The organism is Streptomyces sp. NPDC051105 (genome assembly GCF_040682795.1).
Taxonomy (GTDB): Bacteria; Actinomycetota; Actinomycetes; order Streptomycetales; family Streptomycetaceae; genus Streptomyces.
In genome coordinates this window covers 490,300-507,172 of record NZ_JBFBBR010000003.1, presented here as the reverse complement: position 1 = coordinate 507,172, position 16,873 = coordinate 490,300, and the positions used below count along the sequence as shown (strand labels likewise).

Here is a 16,873-nt window from a genome sequence, read left to right as displayed (position 1 = left end):
CGGGTCGGCCAGTCGGTCGGTCACTGCACGCAGAACTCGTTTCCCTCCGGGTCGGCCATCACCGTCCACTCCCCGGCCGGCTCGGACACATGCCGCACCACCGTCGCGCCCAGCCCTTCCAGCCGCGCCACCTCGTCCGCCCGCTCGCCCGCCTCGGCGTGCAGGTCCATGTGAAGCCGGTTTTTGCCGGACTTTCCTTCCGGCACCCGCTGGAACAACAGCCGCCGCCCCAGCCCGGTCCCGCGCTCCTGGTCGAACGGGTCGTCCGGATGCCGTACGGCGATCAGGTCACGGAAGGCGGCACGCCCGTGGTACTCCACGGTCGCCGCGCCGTGCAGCGCGCCCAGCTCCAGCAGGCGTTCGACGAACGCGCTGTTGTCCTCGGCCACATAGTGCAGTGCGGCGGCCCAGAAGTCGGCCTGTGCGTGCGGGTCGCGAGCGTCGACGACGAGTTTCCAGTGCAGGGGTGCGGGCGTCTGCGTCATGCCGCCCACTTATAGCCGACGGCCGTCGGCCTCACACCTGACTTCTGGGAGTCTCCGCGGCCGTCGTCACCGGCCGGGATACGGCCGCCGCCGCGAGCGCCCCCGCGGACCGGCGGGCGGTGCGCAGGGCGTCCCAGGTGAGCAGGGTGAGGCGACCCAGACCAGGGCGAAGCCGGCCACGCGCTCCGCGGGCATCGCCTCGTGGAAGTAGAGGATGCCGAGCAGGAACTGGAAGACCGGCGCCAGGTACTACAGCAGACCGAGCGTGGAGAGCGGGACGCGGATCGCGGCGGTGCCGAAGCAGACCAGCGGGAGCGCGGTGACGATGCCGGTGGAGGCCAGCAGGGCGGCGTGCCCGGCACCGTCGTTGACGAAGCGTCGAGCACTCCCGTCTGTCATGGCCGTATCGGCATACGGTCATGACAGACCGGGCGTGGGTCTCCCCGAGCTCCCGGGCCTCCCCGAGCTCCCGCACCTCCGGGCTTCTCGGGGCCTGCCTGGCTCAGGGCCTGCCTGGCTCAGGGTCTACTTCAGCGGGTCTACTTCAGCGCGGCCGCGACGGCCTCGGAGATCGGGGAGGTCGGGCGGCCGGTCAGGCGGGAGAGGTCGCCGGAGTCGACGACCAGCTCGCCCTTGGCGATCGACGCGTCGACGCCGACCAGGATGGTGGCGAACGCCTCCGGCACGCCGGCGCCGGTGAGGATGGACTGGAGCACCTCGCCGGGCACGGAGTTGTAGGCGATCTCCTTGCCGGTCTGCCGCGCGATCTCCGCGGCGTACTCGTCGAAGCTCCAGGCGACGTCGCCGCCCAGCTCGTACGTCTGGTTCTCGTGGCCCTCGCCGGTCAGCACGGCGACGGCGGCGGCCGCGTAGTCCGCGCGGGAGGCCGAGGAGACCCTGCCCTCGCCCGCGGCCGCGACGACGGCGTTGTGCTCCAGTACCGGGGCGAGGTTCTCGGTGTAGTTCTCGTGGTACCAGCCGTTGCGCAGCAGGGTGTAGGGCAGGCCGGAGGCGAGCAGCAGCTCCTCGGTGGCGCGGTGGTCGTCCACCAGCGACGCCTTCAGGCTGGCCGGGGCGCTGGTGTACGCGAGCAGGGCCACGCCGGCCGCCTTGGCCGCGTCGATGACGACCTTGTGCTGCTGCGGGCGGCCCTTGTCGAACTCGTTGCCCGAGATCAGCAGCACCTTGTCGCCGGCGGCGAAGAGGCCGCCGAAGGTCTCGGGGGAGTTGTAGTCGGCGACGGCGATGTTGACGCCCCGGGCGGCGAAGTCGGCGGCCTTGGCCTTGTCGCGGACGACGGCGGTGATCTGCTCGGCCGGGACCTTCTCGAGCAGCTGCGTCACGACGTGACGGCCGAGGTGTCCGGTGGCTCCGGTGACAACGATGCTCATGGTCTGCGATCTCCTTGTGGGGTTCCGATGTCACTAACCCTAGGAGGTGCGCTAACCAAAAGAAAGTACCCACTTTGAGGTAAGGTACTGGCATGGCCGTAAGTACCCCCGCAGTCGAGAACCGTCCCGACGGGCCCGCCGCAAGGGCCGCCAAGTACGTCGTCGGCGAGGCGATGTGCCCGTACCGTCTGGTACTGGAGCACGTCACCAGCCGTTGGGGCGTCCTGGTCCTGATCGAGCTCCTCGACCGCCCCCACCGCTTCAGCGAACTGCGCCGCGCCATCGGCCGGGTCAGCGAGAAGATGCTTACTCAGACCCTCCAGACCCTGGAACGGGACGGCCTGGTCCACCGGGACGCCAAGCCCGTCATCCCGCCCCGGGTCGACTACTCCCTCACCGACCTCGGCCGCGAGGCGGCCCGGCAGGTACGGGACCTGGCGCTGTGGACCGAGCGGCGGATGGCGGACGTGACCCGGGCCCGGGAGGCGTACGACGAGGCGAAGCGCGCCTGAACGCGAAGCGGGGCCCGGACACGGTGTCCGGACCCCGCTCGCACCTCCTGCTCGAGGAGAGTCAGCCGACGACCGTCCAGGTGTCGCCGCCGGCCAGCAGCGCCCCCAGGTCGCCCTTGCCGTGCTGCTCCACCGCCGTGTCCAGCTGCTCGGACATCTGGACGTCGTAGACGGGCCGTTCCACCGAGCGGAGCACGCCGATGGGCGTGTGGCGCAGGGTGTCCGGATCGGCCAGCCGGGAGAGGGCGAAGGCCGTGGTGGGGGAGGGGGAGTGGGCGTCGTGAACGAGGATCTCGGACTCGTTGTCCGGGGTCACGTCGACCACTGTCAGATCACCGGTGTGCCGGTCGCGTACGACCCCGCGCGCGCCGTCGGTGCCGAAGCGGATGGGCTGTCCGTGCTCCAGGCGGATCACCGCTTCCTCGGCGGACTGCTTGTCCTTGAGGGCGTCGAAGGCGCCGTCGTTGAAGATGTTGCAGTTCTGGTAGATCTCGATCAGGGCCGTGCCGGGGTGGGCGGCGGCCTGGCGCAGTACGTCGGTGAGGTGCTTGCGGTCGGAGTCGATGGTGCGGGCCACGAAGGACGCCTCGGCGCCGATCGCCAGGGACACCGGGTTGAAGGGGGCGTCCAGGGAGCCCATCGGTGTCGACTTGGTGATTTTCCCGACTTCGGAAGTCGGTGAGTACTGGCCCTTCGTCAACCCGTAGATCCGGTTGTTGAAGAGAAGGATCTTCAGGTTGACGTTGCGGCGCAGGGCGTGGATGAGGTGGTTGCCGCCGATGGAGAGGGCGTCGCCGTCGCCGGTGACGACCCAGACGCTCAGGTCCCGGCGGGAGGTGGCCAGCCCGGTGGCGATGGCGGGGGCGCGGCCGTGGATGGAGTGCATCCCGTAGGTGTTCATGTAGTACGGGAAGCGGGAGGAGCAGCCGATGCCGGAGACGAAGACGATGTTCTCCTTCGCCAGCCCGAGTTCCGGCATGAACCCCTGCACGGCGGCCAGGATCGCGTAGTCACCGCAGCCCGGGCACCAGCGCACCTCCTGGTCGGACTTGAAGTCCTTCATGGACTGCTTGGCCGCGGCCTTGGGGACGAGCTGGAGCAGTCCGTCGGCGGTGTCAGTCATGGATGGCCTCCTTGAGCGCCTCGGCGAGTTGCTCGGCCTTGAACGGCATGCCGTTGACCTGGTTGTACGAATGCGCGTCCACGAGGTACTTCGCCCGGATGAGGGTGGCGAGCTGACCGAGGTTCATCTCGGGGATCACCACCTTGTCGTACCGCCCCAGGACCGCACCCAGGTTGCGGGGGAAGGGGTTGAGGTGGCGCAGGTGCGCCTGCGCGATCGCCTCGCCGGCCCGGCGCAGCCGCCGTACCGCGGCCGTGATCGGCCCGTAGGTCGAGCCCCAGCCCAGGACCAGGGTGCGCGCGCCGTCCGGGTCGTCGACCTCGATGTCCGGTACGTCGATGCCGTCGATCTTGGCTTGCCGGGTACGGACCATGAAGTCGTGGTTGGCGGGGTCGTAGGAGATGTTGCCCGTGCCGTCCTGCTTCTCGATGCCGCCGATACGGTGTTCGAGACCGGGCGTGCCGGGGATCGCCCACGGGCGGGCGAGTGTCTGCGGGTCGCGTTTGTACGGCCAGAAGACCTCGGTGCCGTCGTCGAGGGTGTGGTTGGGGCCCTGGGCGAACTGGACGCGCAGGTCGGGGAGTTCCTCCAGCTCCGGGATGCGCCAGGGCTCGCTGCCGTTGGCCAGGTAGCCGTCGGACAGAAGCATCACCGGCGTTCTGTACGTCAGCGCGATCCGGGCCGCCTCCAGTGCCGCGTCGAAGCAGTCGGCCGGGGTTCGGGGGGCGATCACGGGCACCGGGGCCTCGCCGTTGCGGCCGTACATCGCCTGGAGCAGGTCGGCCTGCTCGGTCTTGGTCGGCAACCCGGTGGACGGGCCGCCGCGCTGGATGTCGACGACGAGCAGCGGCAGCTCCAGCGACACCGCGAGCCCCACCGTCTCCGCCTTCAGCGCCACACCCGGGCCGGAGGTGGTGGTGACGGCGAGCGAGCCGCCGAAGGCCGCGCCGAGTGCCGCGCCGATCCCGGCGATCTCGTCCTCGGCCTGGAAGGTCCGTACACCGAAGTTCTTGTGCTTGGACAGTTCGTGAAGGATGTCGGAGGCCGGGGTGATCGGGTACGAGCCGAGGAAGAGCGGCAGGTCGGCCTGGCGGGAGGCGGTGACCAGGCCGTAGGCCAGGGCCAGGTTCCCGGAGATGTTGCGGTAGGTGCCCACCGGGAACGCGGTGGTCGCCGGGGCGATCTCGTAGGAGACCGCGAAGTCCTCGGTCGTCTCCCCGAAGTTCCAGCCCGCGCGGAAGGCCGCCAGGTTGGCGTTCATGACCTCGGGTTTGCGGGCGAACTTCTGCTTGAGGAACCGTTCCGTGCCCTCGGTGGGCCGGTGGTACATCCATGACAAGAGGCCGAGCGCGAACATGTTCTTGCTGCGCTCGGCCTCTTTGCGGGTGAGGTCGAATTCTTTGAGGGCTTCCACCGTCAGGGTGGTCAGCGGCACCGGATGGAGGCTGTAGCCGTCCAGTGAGCCGTCCTCCAGTGGGGAGGCGTCGTAGCCGATCTTCTGCATCGCCCGTTTGGTGAACTCGTCCGTGTTGACGATGATCTCCGCGCCGCGTGGCAGGTCCCCGATATTGGCTTTCAGCGCGGCCGGGTTCATCGCGACCAGCACGTTCGGCGCGTCCCCGGGGGTGAGGATGTCGTGGTCGGCGAAGTGCAACTGGAATGAGGAGACCCCGGGCAGGGTGCCTGCCGGGGCGCGGATCTCGGCGGGGAAATTGGGGAGGGTCGAGAGATCGTTGCCGAAGGACGCGGTCTCCGACGTGAACCGGTCACCGGTGAGCTGCATACCGTCACCCGAGTCCCCCGCGAACCGGATGATCACCCGATCGAGGCGCCGGACGGCCTTCACACCGCCCGGCCTGCGCTGTTCTCCCACGACGGTTCCGTCGGCCTGTTCCGTTGTCCTGCTGACCTGGCTGGTCACTGAACTGGACCTCCTTCGAGGCGGCTGTCCGGGCGGGGTCGTCCCACGGACCATCCCGCAATCAACCCTACGTCGGTTAGGGTCGCCTTCCCGTGCCCGCTCACATGATGGACGGCGTTTTGAGACGACCTGTCGCCCTGACTTGTCATGATTTTCTCTCCCCCTGGCTACCTTCCGGCTCCGACACGGTGTCGGCCCGTCAGGAGTTCAGATAGGTCAGAACGGCCAGAACCCGTCGGTGGTCCCCGTCGCTCTGGGAGAGACCCAGCTTGAGGAAGATGTTGCTGACGTGCTTCTCGACGGCTCCGTCGCTCACGACCAGCTGCCGGGCGATCGCCGAGTTCGTCCGCCCCTCGGCCATCAGCCCCAGCACCTCCCGCTCGCGCGGGGTCAGCCCGGCCAGCACGTCCTGCTTACGGCTGCGTCCGAGCAGCTGCGCGACCACCTCGGGATCGAGCGCGGTACCGCCCTCGGCGACCCGCACGACCGCGTCCACGAACTCCCGTACCTCGGCGACCCGGTCTTTGAGCAGATAGCCCACGCCCCGGCTGGAACCGGCCAGCAGTTCGGTGGCGTAGCGCTCCTCCACGTACTGCGACAGCACCAGCACCCCGAGCTGCGGATGCGCCTTCCGCAGCTGTACGGCGGCGCGCACCCCCTCGTCGGTGTGCGTCGGCGGCATCCGTACGTCCGCCACCACCACGTCCGGCAGCGCCCCCTGCGCGTCGAGATCGGCGATGGTCTTGACCAGCGCCTCCGCGTCGCCGACGCCCGCGACGACGTCATGTCCGCGGTCGGTCAACAGCCGGGTCAGCCCCTCTCTGAGCAACACGGAATCCTCGGCGATGACCACCCGCACCCTGTCCTCCACGATCTTCCGGCCCCCCGCGCCCCGTCCGGCACACATGCCTGCCCTCTCCGAAAGACCAGCATTCCAGCATTCGCATCGGAGCGCGGCGCGGTCTTGAGAGGAGACGAACCAAATTCAGCCCGCCCGCCCCCCGGGCAACCCCCTACCAGCCCGCCCGGCACGCGGAAAGAAGGCGGTCCGAGCCCGCTGCCCCGCCCGCCCGGACGACGAGGCCGTTCAGGCCGATGCGGGGGCTGGGGGCAGCCCCTGGGTGCCGGGGTCGAAGGGGGCCGAGCCCCCTGGTGAGGGAACGGGTAGGGGCGGCGGGGGGCGGAGATCCGCGGCCTCAGCTCCGCCAGGGCAGCTCCGCCGTCACCCGCGTGGGCCCGCCCACCGGCGAGTCCACCACCACGATGCCGTCGACCGCGTCCAGCCGCTCGGCCAGCCCCGCCAGCCCCGACCCCTTCGCCGTGTCCGCACCTCCCACCCCGTCGTCCGTGACCTGCAACATCAACCGGTCCTCGCTCCGCCACACATCCACCGCAGCCGCGCTCGCCCGCGCGTGCTTGCTGATGTTCTGCAGCAACTCGGACACCGTGAAGTACGCGATCCCCTCGATCGCCGCCGCCGGCCGCTCCGCCAGGTCGACCTCCACCCGCACCGGCACCGTGCACCGCGAGGCCACCGCCGACAGCGCCGCGTCCAGTCCCCGGTCGGTGAGCACCGCGGGATGGATCCCCCGGGCCAGGTCCCGCAACTCCTGCAGCGCGGTCTTCACCTCACCGTGCGCCTCGTCCACCATCCGCGCCGCGACCTGCGGATCCTCCCGCAGCTTCTCCTTCGCCAGCCCCAGATCCATGGCCAGCGCCACCAGCCGGGCCTGCGCCCCGTCGTGCAGGTCCCGCTCGATGCGCCGCAGGTCCGCCGCGGCCGTGTCGACGACCACCCCCCGGTCGGACTCCAGCTCCACCACCCGCGACGCGAGCTCCGAGGGCCCGAGCAGCCCGCGCACCATCAGCCGGTCCACCAGCGTCAGCGCCCGTACGATCCACGGCGTGGCCAGCGTGAAGAGCAGCCCCACCAGCGCGGTCATGGTGATCTCGAACGGGTTGTCGAGGTAGATGCTGTGATGCGCGTCGCCGTACAGCTGAAGACCGCCCTGCCCGGCGTACATCGGGAAGACCCAGAACCACAGCGGATACGTCAGCAGGGCCCAGCCGTACGCCCAGAAGTTGAGCGCGACGACGAAGGAGAACATCGACCAGGGGAACTGGAGGACCGCGTACAGCAGATGGCGCCAGGACGTGCCGCTCTTCAGTACCGCGCCGATCCAAGCCATCACCCCGGGCTTACGCATCCGCAACGGTTCCGGATCGGCCACCTCCAGGCGCAGCAGCCCGCGCGCCCGCCCCCGTTCCAGCGCCCCGAAGCCCCGGCAGCCGGCGAGGGCCGCGGCCAGCAGGGGAATGCCGATGAAGGTGACCAGCAGACCGACACCGAGGGACACCATCGTCACGGTCCACACGAACAGCGTGACGCCGATCGGAAGGCCCAGCAGCACATAGGCGAACTCACGCCAGCTGCGCGCCTCGAACGGCGCGCGCAGCACGGCCGGCACCCGATGCCGACGCTCACCGTACGGGCCGTGGCCGTATCCGTGGCCCTGCCCATAGCCGTACCCGTACCCGTCGTCCTGCCCGTATCCGTATCCGTGCCCGTGCCCGTACTCCGTGGCCATCGGTGCCGTCCCGTCCGTCCTGTGCTGTCTGTTCCAGCCGTGCCAGCTCGTCCCGTCAGGCCTGTCCCTGTCGTACCTCCACCCTGCTGTGCCGCAGGTCCGCGAACCATGGAGGCCGTCGGCATCTTGAACGGGGGGTTTTCCCTACCCCCGGTCGCGCCAGGGCAGCTCGGCGGTGACCGTGGTGGGACCGCCGACCGGTGAGTCGACGACGAACAGGCCGTCCACCGCGCCCAGCCGGTCGGCGAGCCCGCGCATCCCGGTGCCGCCGTCCAGGCTCGCGCCGCCGTGGCCGTCGTCCGTCACCTGGATCAGCAGCCGGTCGTCCGTGCGCCACACGTCGACCGACGCGCTGCGCGCCCCGCTGTGCTTGCTGATGTTCTGCAGCAGCTCGGAGACGGTGAAGTAGGCGATGCCCTCGATCGCCGGCGCCGGTCTGGACGGCAGGTCGGCGGTCACCTGGACCGGTACCGTGCAGCGCGAGGCGACCGAGGACAGCGCCGCGTCCAGCCCGCGGTCGGTCAGCACCGCCGGGTGGATGCCCCGGGCGAGGTCCCTGAGCTCCTGCAGGGCCAGCTTCACCTCGCCGTGCGCCTCCTCGACCATCGCGGCGGCCCCGTCGGGGTCCTCCAGCAGCTTCTCCTTCGCCAGACCGAGCCCCATGGCGAGGTTGACGAGGCGGGCCTGGGCGCCGTCGTGCAGATCCCGTTCGATACGCCGCAGGTCGGCGGCGGCCGTGTCCACCACGACCCCCCGGTCCGACTCCAGTTCGGCGATCCGGCGCTCCAGCTCGTCGGAGGGCGACAGCAGACCGCGGACCATCGCCCGGTCCGCGTTCGCCAGCCCGCGCGCGATGAACGGCAGCACCGGCCACAGCACGAACAACGACGTCAACACGGTGCAGAAGGTGAGGATGCCCCAGGGCAGCCGGATGAAGTCGTACAGCAGCGTCCGCCAGCCCACCGGATCCTTCAGCGCCATCCACAGCCGCCCAGTGCCCCCACCCCGCTTGGTCAACGGCAGCGGAGTCGGCTCCTCCACCCGCACCCCGAGCAGCGCACGCGCGCGTGCCCGCTCCAGCTTGCCCAGCTGCCGGGCGCCCAGCAGCGTGGCGGCGAGCAGCGGGATGCCGACCACCGTGATCGTGAGCACTCCGCTCACCCACACCGTCGTGAACACATAGATGAAGCCGAACACCGATACCGGCAGATTCAGCAGGAGGTGCGCGATCTCCTTCCAGGTGTGACCGTCGTAGGCGAAGCGGACGGGCGGCAGCCGGTCGCGGTCTTCGCCGCTGTCGGCCAGGCTGCGGGAACGGGGTGCTGGTGCGGTCATATGCGCCAGCGTGCCGTGTGCCGTGACGCAATGCCATGGAGTTCACCGCCCGGGCCACCCTGGGGAAAACCCCACCAGTCGCCCCCGGTGTCACCTCTCACCGCGTGACGGGCTGCTTACCGTGTCTTTATCAGGGCCTAGACTCCCGTGCGTACAGATCGTCGAATCAAGAGTTGACTGAGGTTACGACGCGGGGCCGGGGCAGGCCCGTTGTCTGTCGAGGGAGTGAGGGGACGGACGATGTGGGAGACGGTGGGTGAGCCGACCGTGGTCGTCGCCGCGGGCTACTTCGCGTCCTACTCGGTCGTAGGACTGCTGGCCCTCGTCGGCGTGCTCTTCGTCGCCGCCGCCTTCGGAGCCGGCCGGCTGCTGCGCCCCGTGATCCCCACGCCCGAGAAACTCCTGACCTACGAGTGTGGTGTCGACCCCGTCGGCGAGGGCTGGGCACACACCCAGGTCCGCTACTACGTCTACGCCTTCCTCTACGTCATCTTCGCGGTCGACTCGATCTTCCTGTTCCCCTGGGCGACGGTCTTCGCCGCCCCCGGCTACGGCGCCACCACGCTCGTGGAGATGTTCGTCTTCCTCGGCTTCCTCGCCATCGGCCTGCTGTACGCATACAAGAAGGGCGTCCTGACATGGACGTGACGCCGTCGGAGCCCATGCTGCTACCGGAACCGAAACGGCTGGGCGCGCTCGCCCGCCTCGCCCCCGAGCCGATGAAGGTCGTCCTCAACTGGGGCCGCCGATACTCGCTCTGGGTCTTCAACTTCGGCCTCGCCTGCTGCGCGATCGAGTTCATCGCCGCGTCGATGGCCCGCCACGACTTCATCCGCCTCGGGGTGATCCCCTTCGCCCCGGGTCCCCGCCAGGCCGACCTGATGGTGGTCTCGGGCACGGTCACCGACAAGATGGCCCCGGCCGTCAAGCGACTGTACGAGCAGATGCCCGAGCCCAAGTACGTCATCTCCTTCGGCGCGTGCAGCAACTGCGGCGGCCCCTACTGGGACTCCTACTCCGTCACCAAGGGCGTCGACCAGATCATCCCGGTCGACGTCTACGTCCCCGGGTGCCCGCCGCGCCCCGAGGCCCTCCTCCAGGGCATCCTCAAACTCCAGGAGAAGATCGCGGCGGAGTCCCTGGACGAGCGCTACGCCACCCCCCGCCCGTCCGCCGCCGCCCTCCAGAGCGGCCTGGTGCGGCCGCCGGCCCCCACCGCCGAAGGTGATGCGCGATGACGGCCCCCACCGGCTGGCTCCCCGCACCCGTGGACGAACTCTTCGGCCCGGACGCCACGGCCGAGGAGTCCTACGAGGTCCTCACGGTCGACGTCCCTCCCGCCTCCTGGCTCGCCGCACTGGAGACCGCCCGTACGACCCTGAACTGCACTTTCTTCGACTGGCTGAGCGCGGTCGACGAACCCGGCACCGGATTCCGCGTCTCCGCCCACGTCGTCGCCCTCGCCCCGGTCCGCCGCCTGCTCCTGCGAACGACCGTGCCACACACCGCCCCCGAACTCCCGTCCGCCGTCGGCGTCTACGCGGGCGCCCGCTGGCACGAACGCGAGACCCACGAGATGTTCGGTGTCCGCTTCTCCGGCCACCCCGGACTGGACCACCTCCTCCTCCCGGAAACCTTCGAGGGCCACCCCCTCCGCAAGGACTTCGTCCTGGCCGCCCGCGTCGCCAAGGCTTGGCCCGGCGCCAAGGAACCCGGCGAGTCCGACCACGGCGGCCCCAGGCGCCGCCAGATGCTTCCCCCGGGCGTCCCCGACCCCAACGAATGGGGCCCCCTGAAGGGCCGGCTCCCCGCAGCCCCCGCCCGCCCGGCCCGAGCGGCAGCGGGACGCCCCACCGGCGAACGCCCGGCCGGCCCACCCGGCGAACGCCCGACCCGCACGCCCGGCGAACGCCCGGTACGGCGCTCCCGCACGGCAGCGGAAGGCTCGGCGAGCCAGACGGCCGGGGCGGCAGACCCAGCCGGCCCGACGCCCGCGGCGGAGGCGACGCCGGCTGCGGAGGCGACGACCGCCGAGTCACAGCCGACGTCCACCCCGCGCCGGGCACTAAGCGCGACCGAGGGTTCCGCTTCCCAGCGGGCGGTTCCCGGGGAGCAGTCGCCGGCGGGTCCGCGCCGGGCGCGGAGCGCGGGGGAGGGGTCTGCTTCCCAGCGGGACGCGTCTGAGGTGCAGTCGCCCACGGGTCCGCGCCGCGGGCGGAGCGTGAGTGAGGGTTCCGCTTCCCAGCGGGTTGCCTCCGCAGCGGACGAGACCACTCCGGCGGAGGAGCCGACGGCCGCCGCTCCCCGGCGGCCACGCCGGGCACGTACTGCATCGGGTGGCTCCGCGTCGCAGCGCGCGCAGCAGACGCCACCGTCGGCAGCACCGGCCACCCCGGCCCGCCCCGCCACCCCACGCAGCGCCGATGCCCCGTGGCACCACGCCCGCCCGGCCTTCGACGAACCGGGAGGCGAGGAACGGCAGGTTACGTCGACCGAGCCGACCGAGCCGACCGAGCCGACCGAGCCGACCGAGCCGGCCGAGCCGACCGAGGCACGCCGGGCTGGGCGCGAGACCGAGAAGCCGGAGGCGGGGGAGCCGAAGGGGTCGGAGTCGGCTCCACATGAGTCGGCGCCGCCGAAGTCAGCCGGGCCCGAGTCGGGTGGACCCAAGGCGGCTGGACCGGAGCCAGGCGAGCCGGAGCCGGGCGAGCCGGAGTCTGCCGAGCCGGAGTCTGCCGAGCCGGAGCCGGGCGAGCCGGAGCCTGCCGCACCCGAGGCCCTTGAGGACGCCGAGGCCTCCCAGGACGCCGGACCTGACTCACCCCCTGTCTCCGCCGACGCCTCAGCTCCTGAGGCCCCCGCACCCGACGCTCCTCGCAGCCGCGAAGCCCCGGCCCCGCCTCCGGGCAGCGCCACCACCGAACAACCCGCCCCCCGCGAAGACCGCCCAGGAGGCCCGTAGTGAACGACGCTCTGGACGTCGTCCTGCGACTCCTCGTCGTGTTCGTCGTCTTCCTCACCTTCCCCTTGATCGTCGGTCAGACCGAGCACAAGGTGATGGCCCATATGCAGGGCCGCCTCGGCCCGATGTACGCCGGTGGTTTCCACGGCTGGGCCCAGCTGGTCGCCGACGGCGTGAAGTTCGCGCAGAAGGAGGACGTGGTCCCGGCGGGCGCGGACCGCCGTATCTTCCAGCTGGCGCCCGCGGTGGCCCTCCTGCCGTATCTGCTCGTGCTGCTCGCCATCCCGATCGGCCCCGGCGAGGGTGCCGTCGGCCAGGTCCTGGACGCGGGTGTGTTCTTCGTGCTGGCCGTGATGGGCGTCGGCGTCCTCGGCTCGCTCATGGCCGGCTGGGCCAGTGCCAACAAGTTCTCCCTCCTCGGCGGCCTGCGCACCGCCGCCCAGCTCCTCGCCTACGAACTCCCCATGCTGCTCGCCGCCGCCTCCGTGGCGATGGCGGCCGGCACGGTCTCCCTGCCGGGCATCGTCGGCGCCTTCCACTGGTGGTGGCTGCCCTGGCAGCTCACCGGCGGCCTGATCTTCTTCATCGCCGGCCTCGCGGAACTCCAGCGACCCCCCTTCGACATGCCCGTCGCCGACACGGAGATCATCTTCGGCGCGTACACCGAGTACACCGGCCTGCGCTTCGCCCTGTTCCTGCTCGCCGAGTACGCCGGGATCGTCGTCTTGTGCGGTCTGACCACCGTCCTCTTCCTGGGCGGCTGGCACGGGCCGTGGGGAGCCGACGGCCTCGGCTGGCTGTGGACCCTTCTGAAGACGGCGCTCCTCGCCTTCGTCGTGATCTGGCTCCGCGTGACCTACCCCCGACTGCGTGAGGACCAGCTGCAGAAGTTCTCCTGGACCCTTCTCGTCCCCCTTTCTCTTGCCCAGATCGCCCTCACCGGCATCGTCAAGGTGGTGATCTCCTAACCGTGGCCCCCATTCCCGGCAGTGGCCTCGCCAAGGGCCTGGCCGTCACCCTGCGCACGATGACCCGGAAGTCGGTCACCGAGCAGTACCCGGACGCCCTGCCCGAACTCCCGCCCCGCACCCGCGGTGTGATCGGCCTGTTCGAGGAGAACTGCACGGTCTGCATGCTCTGCGCCCGTGAGTGCCCCGACTGGTGCATCTACATCGACTCCCACAAGGAGACCGTCCCGGCGGCGGCCCCGGGCGGCCGCGAACGCAGCCGCAACGTCCTGGACCGCTTCGCCATCGACTTCTCCCTGTGCATGTACTGCGGTATCTGCATCGAGGTCTGTCCTTTCGACGCCCTGTTCTGGTCCCCCGAGTTCGAGTACGCCGAGACCGACATCCACGAACTCACCCACGAGCGCGACAAGCTCCGTGAGTGGATGTGGACGGTCCCGGCCCCACCCGCCCTCGACCCCGGCGCGGAGGAACCGAAGGAGATCGCCGCCGCCCGGAAGACCGCCGAGAAGCTGGCGGCCGCCCAGGCCGAGCCGCAGGAGGGGGAGTCGTGATCCCCCTTGCCCAGGCACCGCACGGCTTCCTGTCCCCGACCGGCGTGGAGATCGCCTTTCTCCTCGTCGGCCTGGTCACCTTCGGCGCCGCCCTCGTCACGGTCACCACCCGCCAACTGGTACACGCCGCCCTGTGGCTGGTGGTCACCCTCGGCGGCCTCGCCGTCGAATACCTGCTGCTCACCGCGGAGTTCATCGCCTGGGTGCAGGTCCTCATCTATGTGGGCTCCGTAGTCGTCCTCCTTCTCTTCGGGCTGATGCTCACCAAGGCCCCCATCGGCCGCTCCCCGGACGCGGACTCCGGGAACCGCTGGGCCGCGTCGGCCGTCGCCGTGGCCGCCACGGCCGCCCTGGTCTGGGTGGTCGTGGACGCCTTCCGCGCCACCTGGATCGACCTGGACGGCCCTGCCGCCGGTTCCACGAAGGTCACCGGAGAGAGCCTCTTCCAGAACTGGGTCCTGCCCTTCGAGGCCCTCTCCGTCCTGCTCCTCGCGGCCCTGGTCGGCGCCATCGTCCTGTCCCGGAAGGCGAAGGCGGACTCGGCCCCGCCCCCTGTGAACGGCCGGCCCGTCACGCAGAGTTCCCCATCGGTCACAGATTCGGGGATTCACCCGATCGAGCAAAAGACCCAGCAGGAATCCGAGCAGGAAGGCGCCCGCTGATGCACCTCGCCTATCCCGCCGTCCTCTCCGCCCTCCTCTTCTGTACCGGCCTGTACGGCGTCCTCGCCCGCCGCAACGCGATCCTGGTCCTGATGTCGGTCGAGCTGATGCTCAACGCCGTCAACCTCAACCTCGTCGCCTTCGACGTGTGGCTGAGCAAGGCCGCCCGGGACACCCTGCACTCCGGTCAGGCGCTGACCCTGTTCACCATCGCCATCGCCGCCGCCGAGATCGGCATCGGCCTGGCGATCGTCCTCGCCGTCTACCGCAACCGCGGCACCTCCGCCATCGACCGGCTGCGCGACACCGCCGAGGCCCACGAGCACGGCACGCCCACGGACGGGACGGCCGACGAGAAGGCTGAGGCCACCGCGTGACCACGACCAACCTCGCCGTCCTCGTCCCCCTCCTGCCCTTCCTGGCCGCCGCGGCCGGCCTGCTCACGGGGCGCACGGCCCCCGGCTTCGTCCGCCCGCTCGCGGTCCTGCCGACCCTCGCCGCGCTCGCGCTGGCCATCACGGTCGCCGTGGACCAGGGCGGCGGCCGGGCCGTCGACGCCCACACCCAGCTCACCCCGACCGGCTCGGTTCCAATCGAACTCGCCCTGCACATCGACGGCTTCGCCGCCCTCGTCGCCGTCCTGGTCGCCTTCGTCGCCACCTGTGTGCAGATCTACTCGACCGGCTACCTGCGCGACGACCCGCGCTACCCCTCGTACGCCGCCCTCGTCTCCCTCTTCACCTCCGCGATGCTGCTGGTCGTCTACTCCGGCGACCTGATCGTGCTGCTGGTCGGCTGGGAAGTCATGGGCATCTGCTCCTACTTCCTGGTCGGTCACTACTGGGAGACCCCCGAGGCCCGCGCCGCCTCCGTCAAGGCCTTCCTGGTCACCAAGCTCGGCGACGTGCCGTTCCTGATCGGCCTGTTCGCGCTCGCCACGGACGCCGGTTCCTTCCGCATCACCACGATCCTCGGCACCGTCGCGAACGGCGGACTGCACCACCCGGCCCTGGTCGGCCTGCTGCTCCTGTGCGGTGTGGCGGGCAAGTCGGCGCAGTTCCCGCTGCATACCTGGCTTCCCGACGCCATGGCGGGCCCCACTCCCGTCTCCGCGCTGATCCACGCCGCCACGATGGTCGCCGCCGGTGTCTACTTCGTCGCCCGTCTCCTTCCGGTCTTCGAGGCCAGTGCGGCCGTGATGGTCGTCCTCGCCGTCATGGGTGCCGTCACGATGGTCGGTTCGGCCCTCGCCGCCCTCGCCCAGGACGACATCAAGCGCGTCCTCGCCTATTCGACGATCGGCCAGCTCGGCTACATGACCGGCGCCCTCGCCGTCGGCGACCGAGGTGCCGCCGTCTTCCACCTCCTGTCCCACGGCGCCTTCAAGGCACTCCTGTTCCTCGCGGCCGGTGTGATCATCCACGCCGCCGGCACCAACTCGCTGGCCGTCATGTCCCGCACCTCCGGACTGCGCGAACGCGTCCCCGACGCCTACTGGACGATGACCGTGGCGCTTCTCGCGCTGGCCGCGATCCCGCCCTTCAGCGGCTTCTTCTCCAAGGAGTCCGTCCTGGGCGCGGCCGAGCACGCGGCCACCGGCCACACCGCGCACGCCCCCGGCAGCGCCGGCTGGATCGTCCTCGTCGCCGGCCTGGTCACCGCCGTCCTCACCGCCGCGTACGCGACCCGGCTGTGGCTGCTCGCCTTCCGGGGCCGGGGCACCGAGGCCCCCGACCACGGGCGGCAGCCGCTGTCCATGACCGTCGTGCTGTGGGTCCTGACCGTCCCGTCCCTCGCCTTCGGCGGATTCGCCTACCGGTCGCTGCCCGCCTGGTTCGACGGCCGCGACCTCACCCCGACCCTCACCACCTCGATCCTCGGCACCGGTCTCGCGCTCGTCGGCGGACTCGCCACCTACGGCGCTTGGCAGCGCACCAGGGCGCTGGCCGCCCGCGCCCCGATCGGCGCTGTCGCCGCACACCCCGAGGGTGACGCCGGACTGGTCGAAGCCGAGGCCATCGCCGCCCACGAGCCCGCGTTCGGCGACGTCGCCTACGCACCCGACCCGGCGGACCCGGCCCGGCTGCTGCTCGGCCCGCTGCGCCGGCACGCCGCCGAAGGCTTCCACCTGGACGCCGTGTACGACGCGCTGTTCGTCCGACCCGTCCTGGCCGCGGCGAGCCTCGTCCAGTTCCTCGACCGCGAGGTCGTCGACACCTACGTCCGCAGCGCGGCCGCCGCACCTCGGCTGCTCGGCGCCGCCGTACGGCGCGCCCAGACCGGCAACGTCCAGACCTATGTGAGCGCGCTGCTCGCCGGCACCGTCGTCCTGGCGGTCGCCGTCCTCCTCGTCGCCACGGGAGCGTGAGCAG

At 70.8% G+C, this 16,873-nt stretch carries 16 protein-coding genes and 1 pseudogene; 9 read left to right on the top strand and 8 right to left on the bottom strand.

What is annotated here, in order from left to right:
* Positions 1-20 precede the first annotated feature (20 nt).
* The 3 genes and pseudogenes from AB0N16_RS09825 to AB0N16_RS09815 form a co-directional block, all read right to left on the bottom strand.
* On the bottom strand, positions 21-485 hold the full coding sequence (locus tag AB0N16_RS09825; protein ID WP_365794847.1) for a VOC family protein: 465 nt from the start codon (positions 483-485) through the stop codon (positions 21-23).
* Positions 486-516: 31 nt separating this feature from the next.
* A pseudogene (locus AB0N16_RS09820) lies at positions 517-851 on the bottom strand (EamA family transporter RarD); the annotation flags it as partial.
* Between the two features lie 173 nt (positions 852-1,024).
* Complete coding sequence (locus tag AB0N16_RS09815) at positions 1,025-1,876, bottom strand: SDR family oxidoreductase (RefSeq protein ID WP_365794845.1); 852 nt, start codon at positions 1,874-1,876, stop codon at positions 1,025-1,027.
* Positions 1,877-2,049: 173 nt separating this feature from the next.
* On the opposite strand from AB0N16_RS09815, the gene AB0N16_RS09810 reads away from it, so the two are divergent.
* On the top strand, positions 2,050-2,388 hold the full coding sequence (locus tag AB0N16_RS09810) for a helix-turn-helix domain-containing protein (RefSeq protein ID WP_351748143.1): 339 nt from the start codon (positions 2,050-2,052) through the stop codon (positions 2,386-2,388).
* A gap of 61 nt (positions 2,389-2,449) precedes the next feature.
* On the opposite strand, the gene AB0N16_RS09805 is transcribed toward AB0N16_RS09810, so the two are convergent.
* From AB0N16_RS09805 to AB0N16_RS09785, 5 genes are all read right to left on the bottom strand, one after another.
* Positions 2,450-3,511: a 2-oxoacid:ferredoxin oxidoreductase subunit beta gene (locus tag AB0N16_RS09805; protein WP_365794843.1), complete on the bottom strand. Its 1,062-nt coding sequence runs from the start codon at positions 3,509-3,511 to the stop codon at positions 2,450-2,452.
* Entirely contained in the window at positions 3,504-5,432 is a 1,929-nt protein-coding gene (locus AB0N16_RS09800) for a 2-oxoacid:acceptor oxidoreductase subunit alpha (RefSeq protein ID WP_365794841.1), read from the bottom strand. The genes AB0N16_RS09805 and AB0N16_RS09800 overlap by 8 nt, the downstream gene beginning before the upstream one ends.
* Positions 5,433-5,631: 199 nt before the next feature.
* Entirely contained in the window at positions 5,632-6,339 is a 708-nt protein-coding gene (locus AB0N16_RS09795; protein ID WP_365794839.1) for a response regulator transcription factor, read from the bottom strand.
* A gap of 289 nt (positions 6,340-6,628) precedes the next feature.
* A complete protein-coding gene (locus AB0N16_RS09790; RefSeq protein WP_365794837.1) occupies positions 6,629-8,020 on the bottom strand; it encodes a sensor domain-containing protein in 1,392 nt (463 codons plus the stop codon).
* Between the two features lie 144 nt (positions 8,021-8,164).
* Positions 8,165-9,355: a sensor domain-containing protein gene (locus tag AB0N16_RS09785; RefSeq protein WP_365794835.1), complete on the bottom strand. Its 1,191-nt coding sequence runs from the start codon at positions 9,353-9,355 to the stop codon at positions 8,165-8,167.
* Positions 9,356-9,595: 240 nt separating this feature from the next.
* Between AB0N16_RS09785 and AB0N16_RS09780 the strand changes: the two genes are divergently transcribed.
* From AB0N16_RS09780 to AB0N16_RS09745, 8 genes are read left to right on the top strand one after another with little or no spacing between them, the layout of a single operon-like run.
* Positions 9,596-10,003 (top strand): NADH-quinone oxidoreductase subunit A, encoded by a 408-nt coding sequence (locus AB0N16_RS09780; RefSeq protein ID WP_365794833.1) that lies wholly within the window; start codon positions 9,596-9,598, stop codon positions 10,001-10,003.
* Positions 9,994-10,593, top strand: coding sequence for an NADH-quinone oxidoreductase subunit B family protein (locus tag AB0N16_RS09775; protein ID WP_365794831.1), 600 nt, complete (start codon positions 9,994-9,996; stop codon positions 10,591-10,593). The genes AB0N16_RS09780 and AB0N16_RS09775 overlap by 10 nt, the downstream gene beginning before the upstream one ends.
* Positions 10,590-12,317 (top strand): NADH-quinone oxidoreductase subunit C, encoded by a 1,728-nt coding sequence (locus tag AB0N16_RS09770; RefSeq protein ID WP_365794829.1) that lies wholly within the window; start codon positions 10,590-10,592, stop codon positions 12,315-12,317. Before AB0N16_RS09775 ends, AB0N16_RS09770 begins: the two co-directional genes overlap by 4 nt.
* Positions 12,317-13,285, top strand: a complete 969-nt coding sequence (locus AB0N16_RS09765) for a complex I subunit 1 family protein (RefSeq protein WP_365794827.1) — start codon at positions 12,317-12,319, stop codon at positions 13,283-13,285. The genes AB0N16_RS09770 and AB0N16_RS09765 overlap by 1 nt, the downstream gene beginning before the upstream one ends.
* Before the next feature lie 2 nt (positions 13,286-13,287).
* Entirely contained in the window at positions 13,288-13,839 is a 552-nt protein-coding gene (locus AB0N16_RS09760) for an NADH-quinone oxidoreductase subunit I (protein WP_365794825.1), read from the top strand.
* Positions 13,839-14,501, top strand: coding sequence for an NADH-quinone oxidoreductase subunit J (locus AB0N16_RS09755; RefSeq protein WP_365795227.1), 663 nt, complete (start codon positions 13,839-13,841; stop codon positions 14,499-14,501). The genes AB0N16_RS09760 and AB0N16_RS09755 overlap by 1 nt, the downstream gene beginning before the upstream one ends.
* A complete protein-coding gene (gene nuoK / locus AB0N16_RS09750) occupies positions 14,501-14,878 on the top strand; it encodes an NADH-quinone oxidoreductase subunit NuoK (protein ID WP_365794823.1) in 378 nt (125 codons plus the stop codon). Before AB0N16_RS09755 ends, nuoK begins: the two co-directional genes overlap by 1 nt.
* Positions 14,875-16,869 (top strand): NADH-quinone oxidoreductase subunit L, encoded by a 1,995-nt coding sequence (locus AB0N16_RS09745; RefSeq protein ID WP_365794821.1) that lies wholly within the window; start codon positions 14,875-14,877, stop codon positions 16,867-16,869. The genes nuoK and AB0N16_RS09745 overlap by 4 nt, the downstream gene beginning before the upstream one ends.
* Positions 16,870-16,873 lie beyond the last annotated feature (4 nt).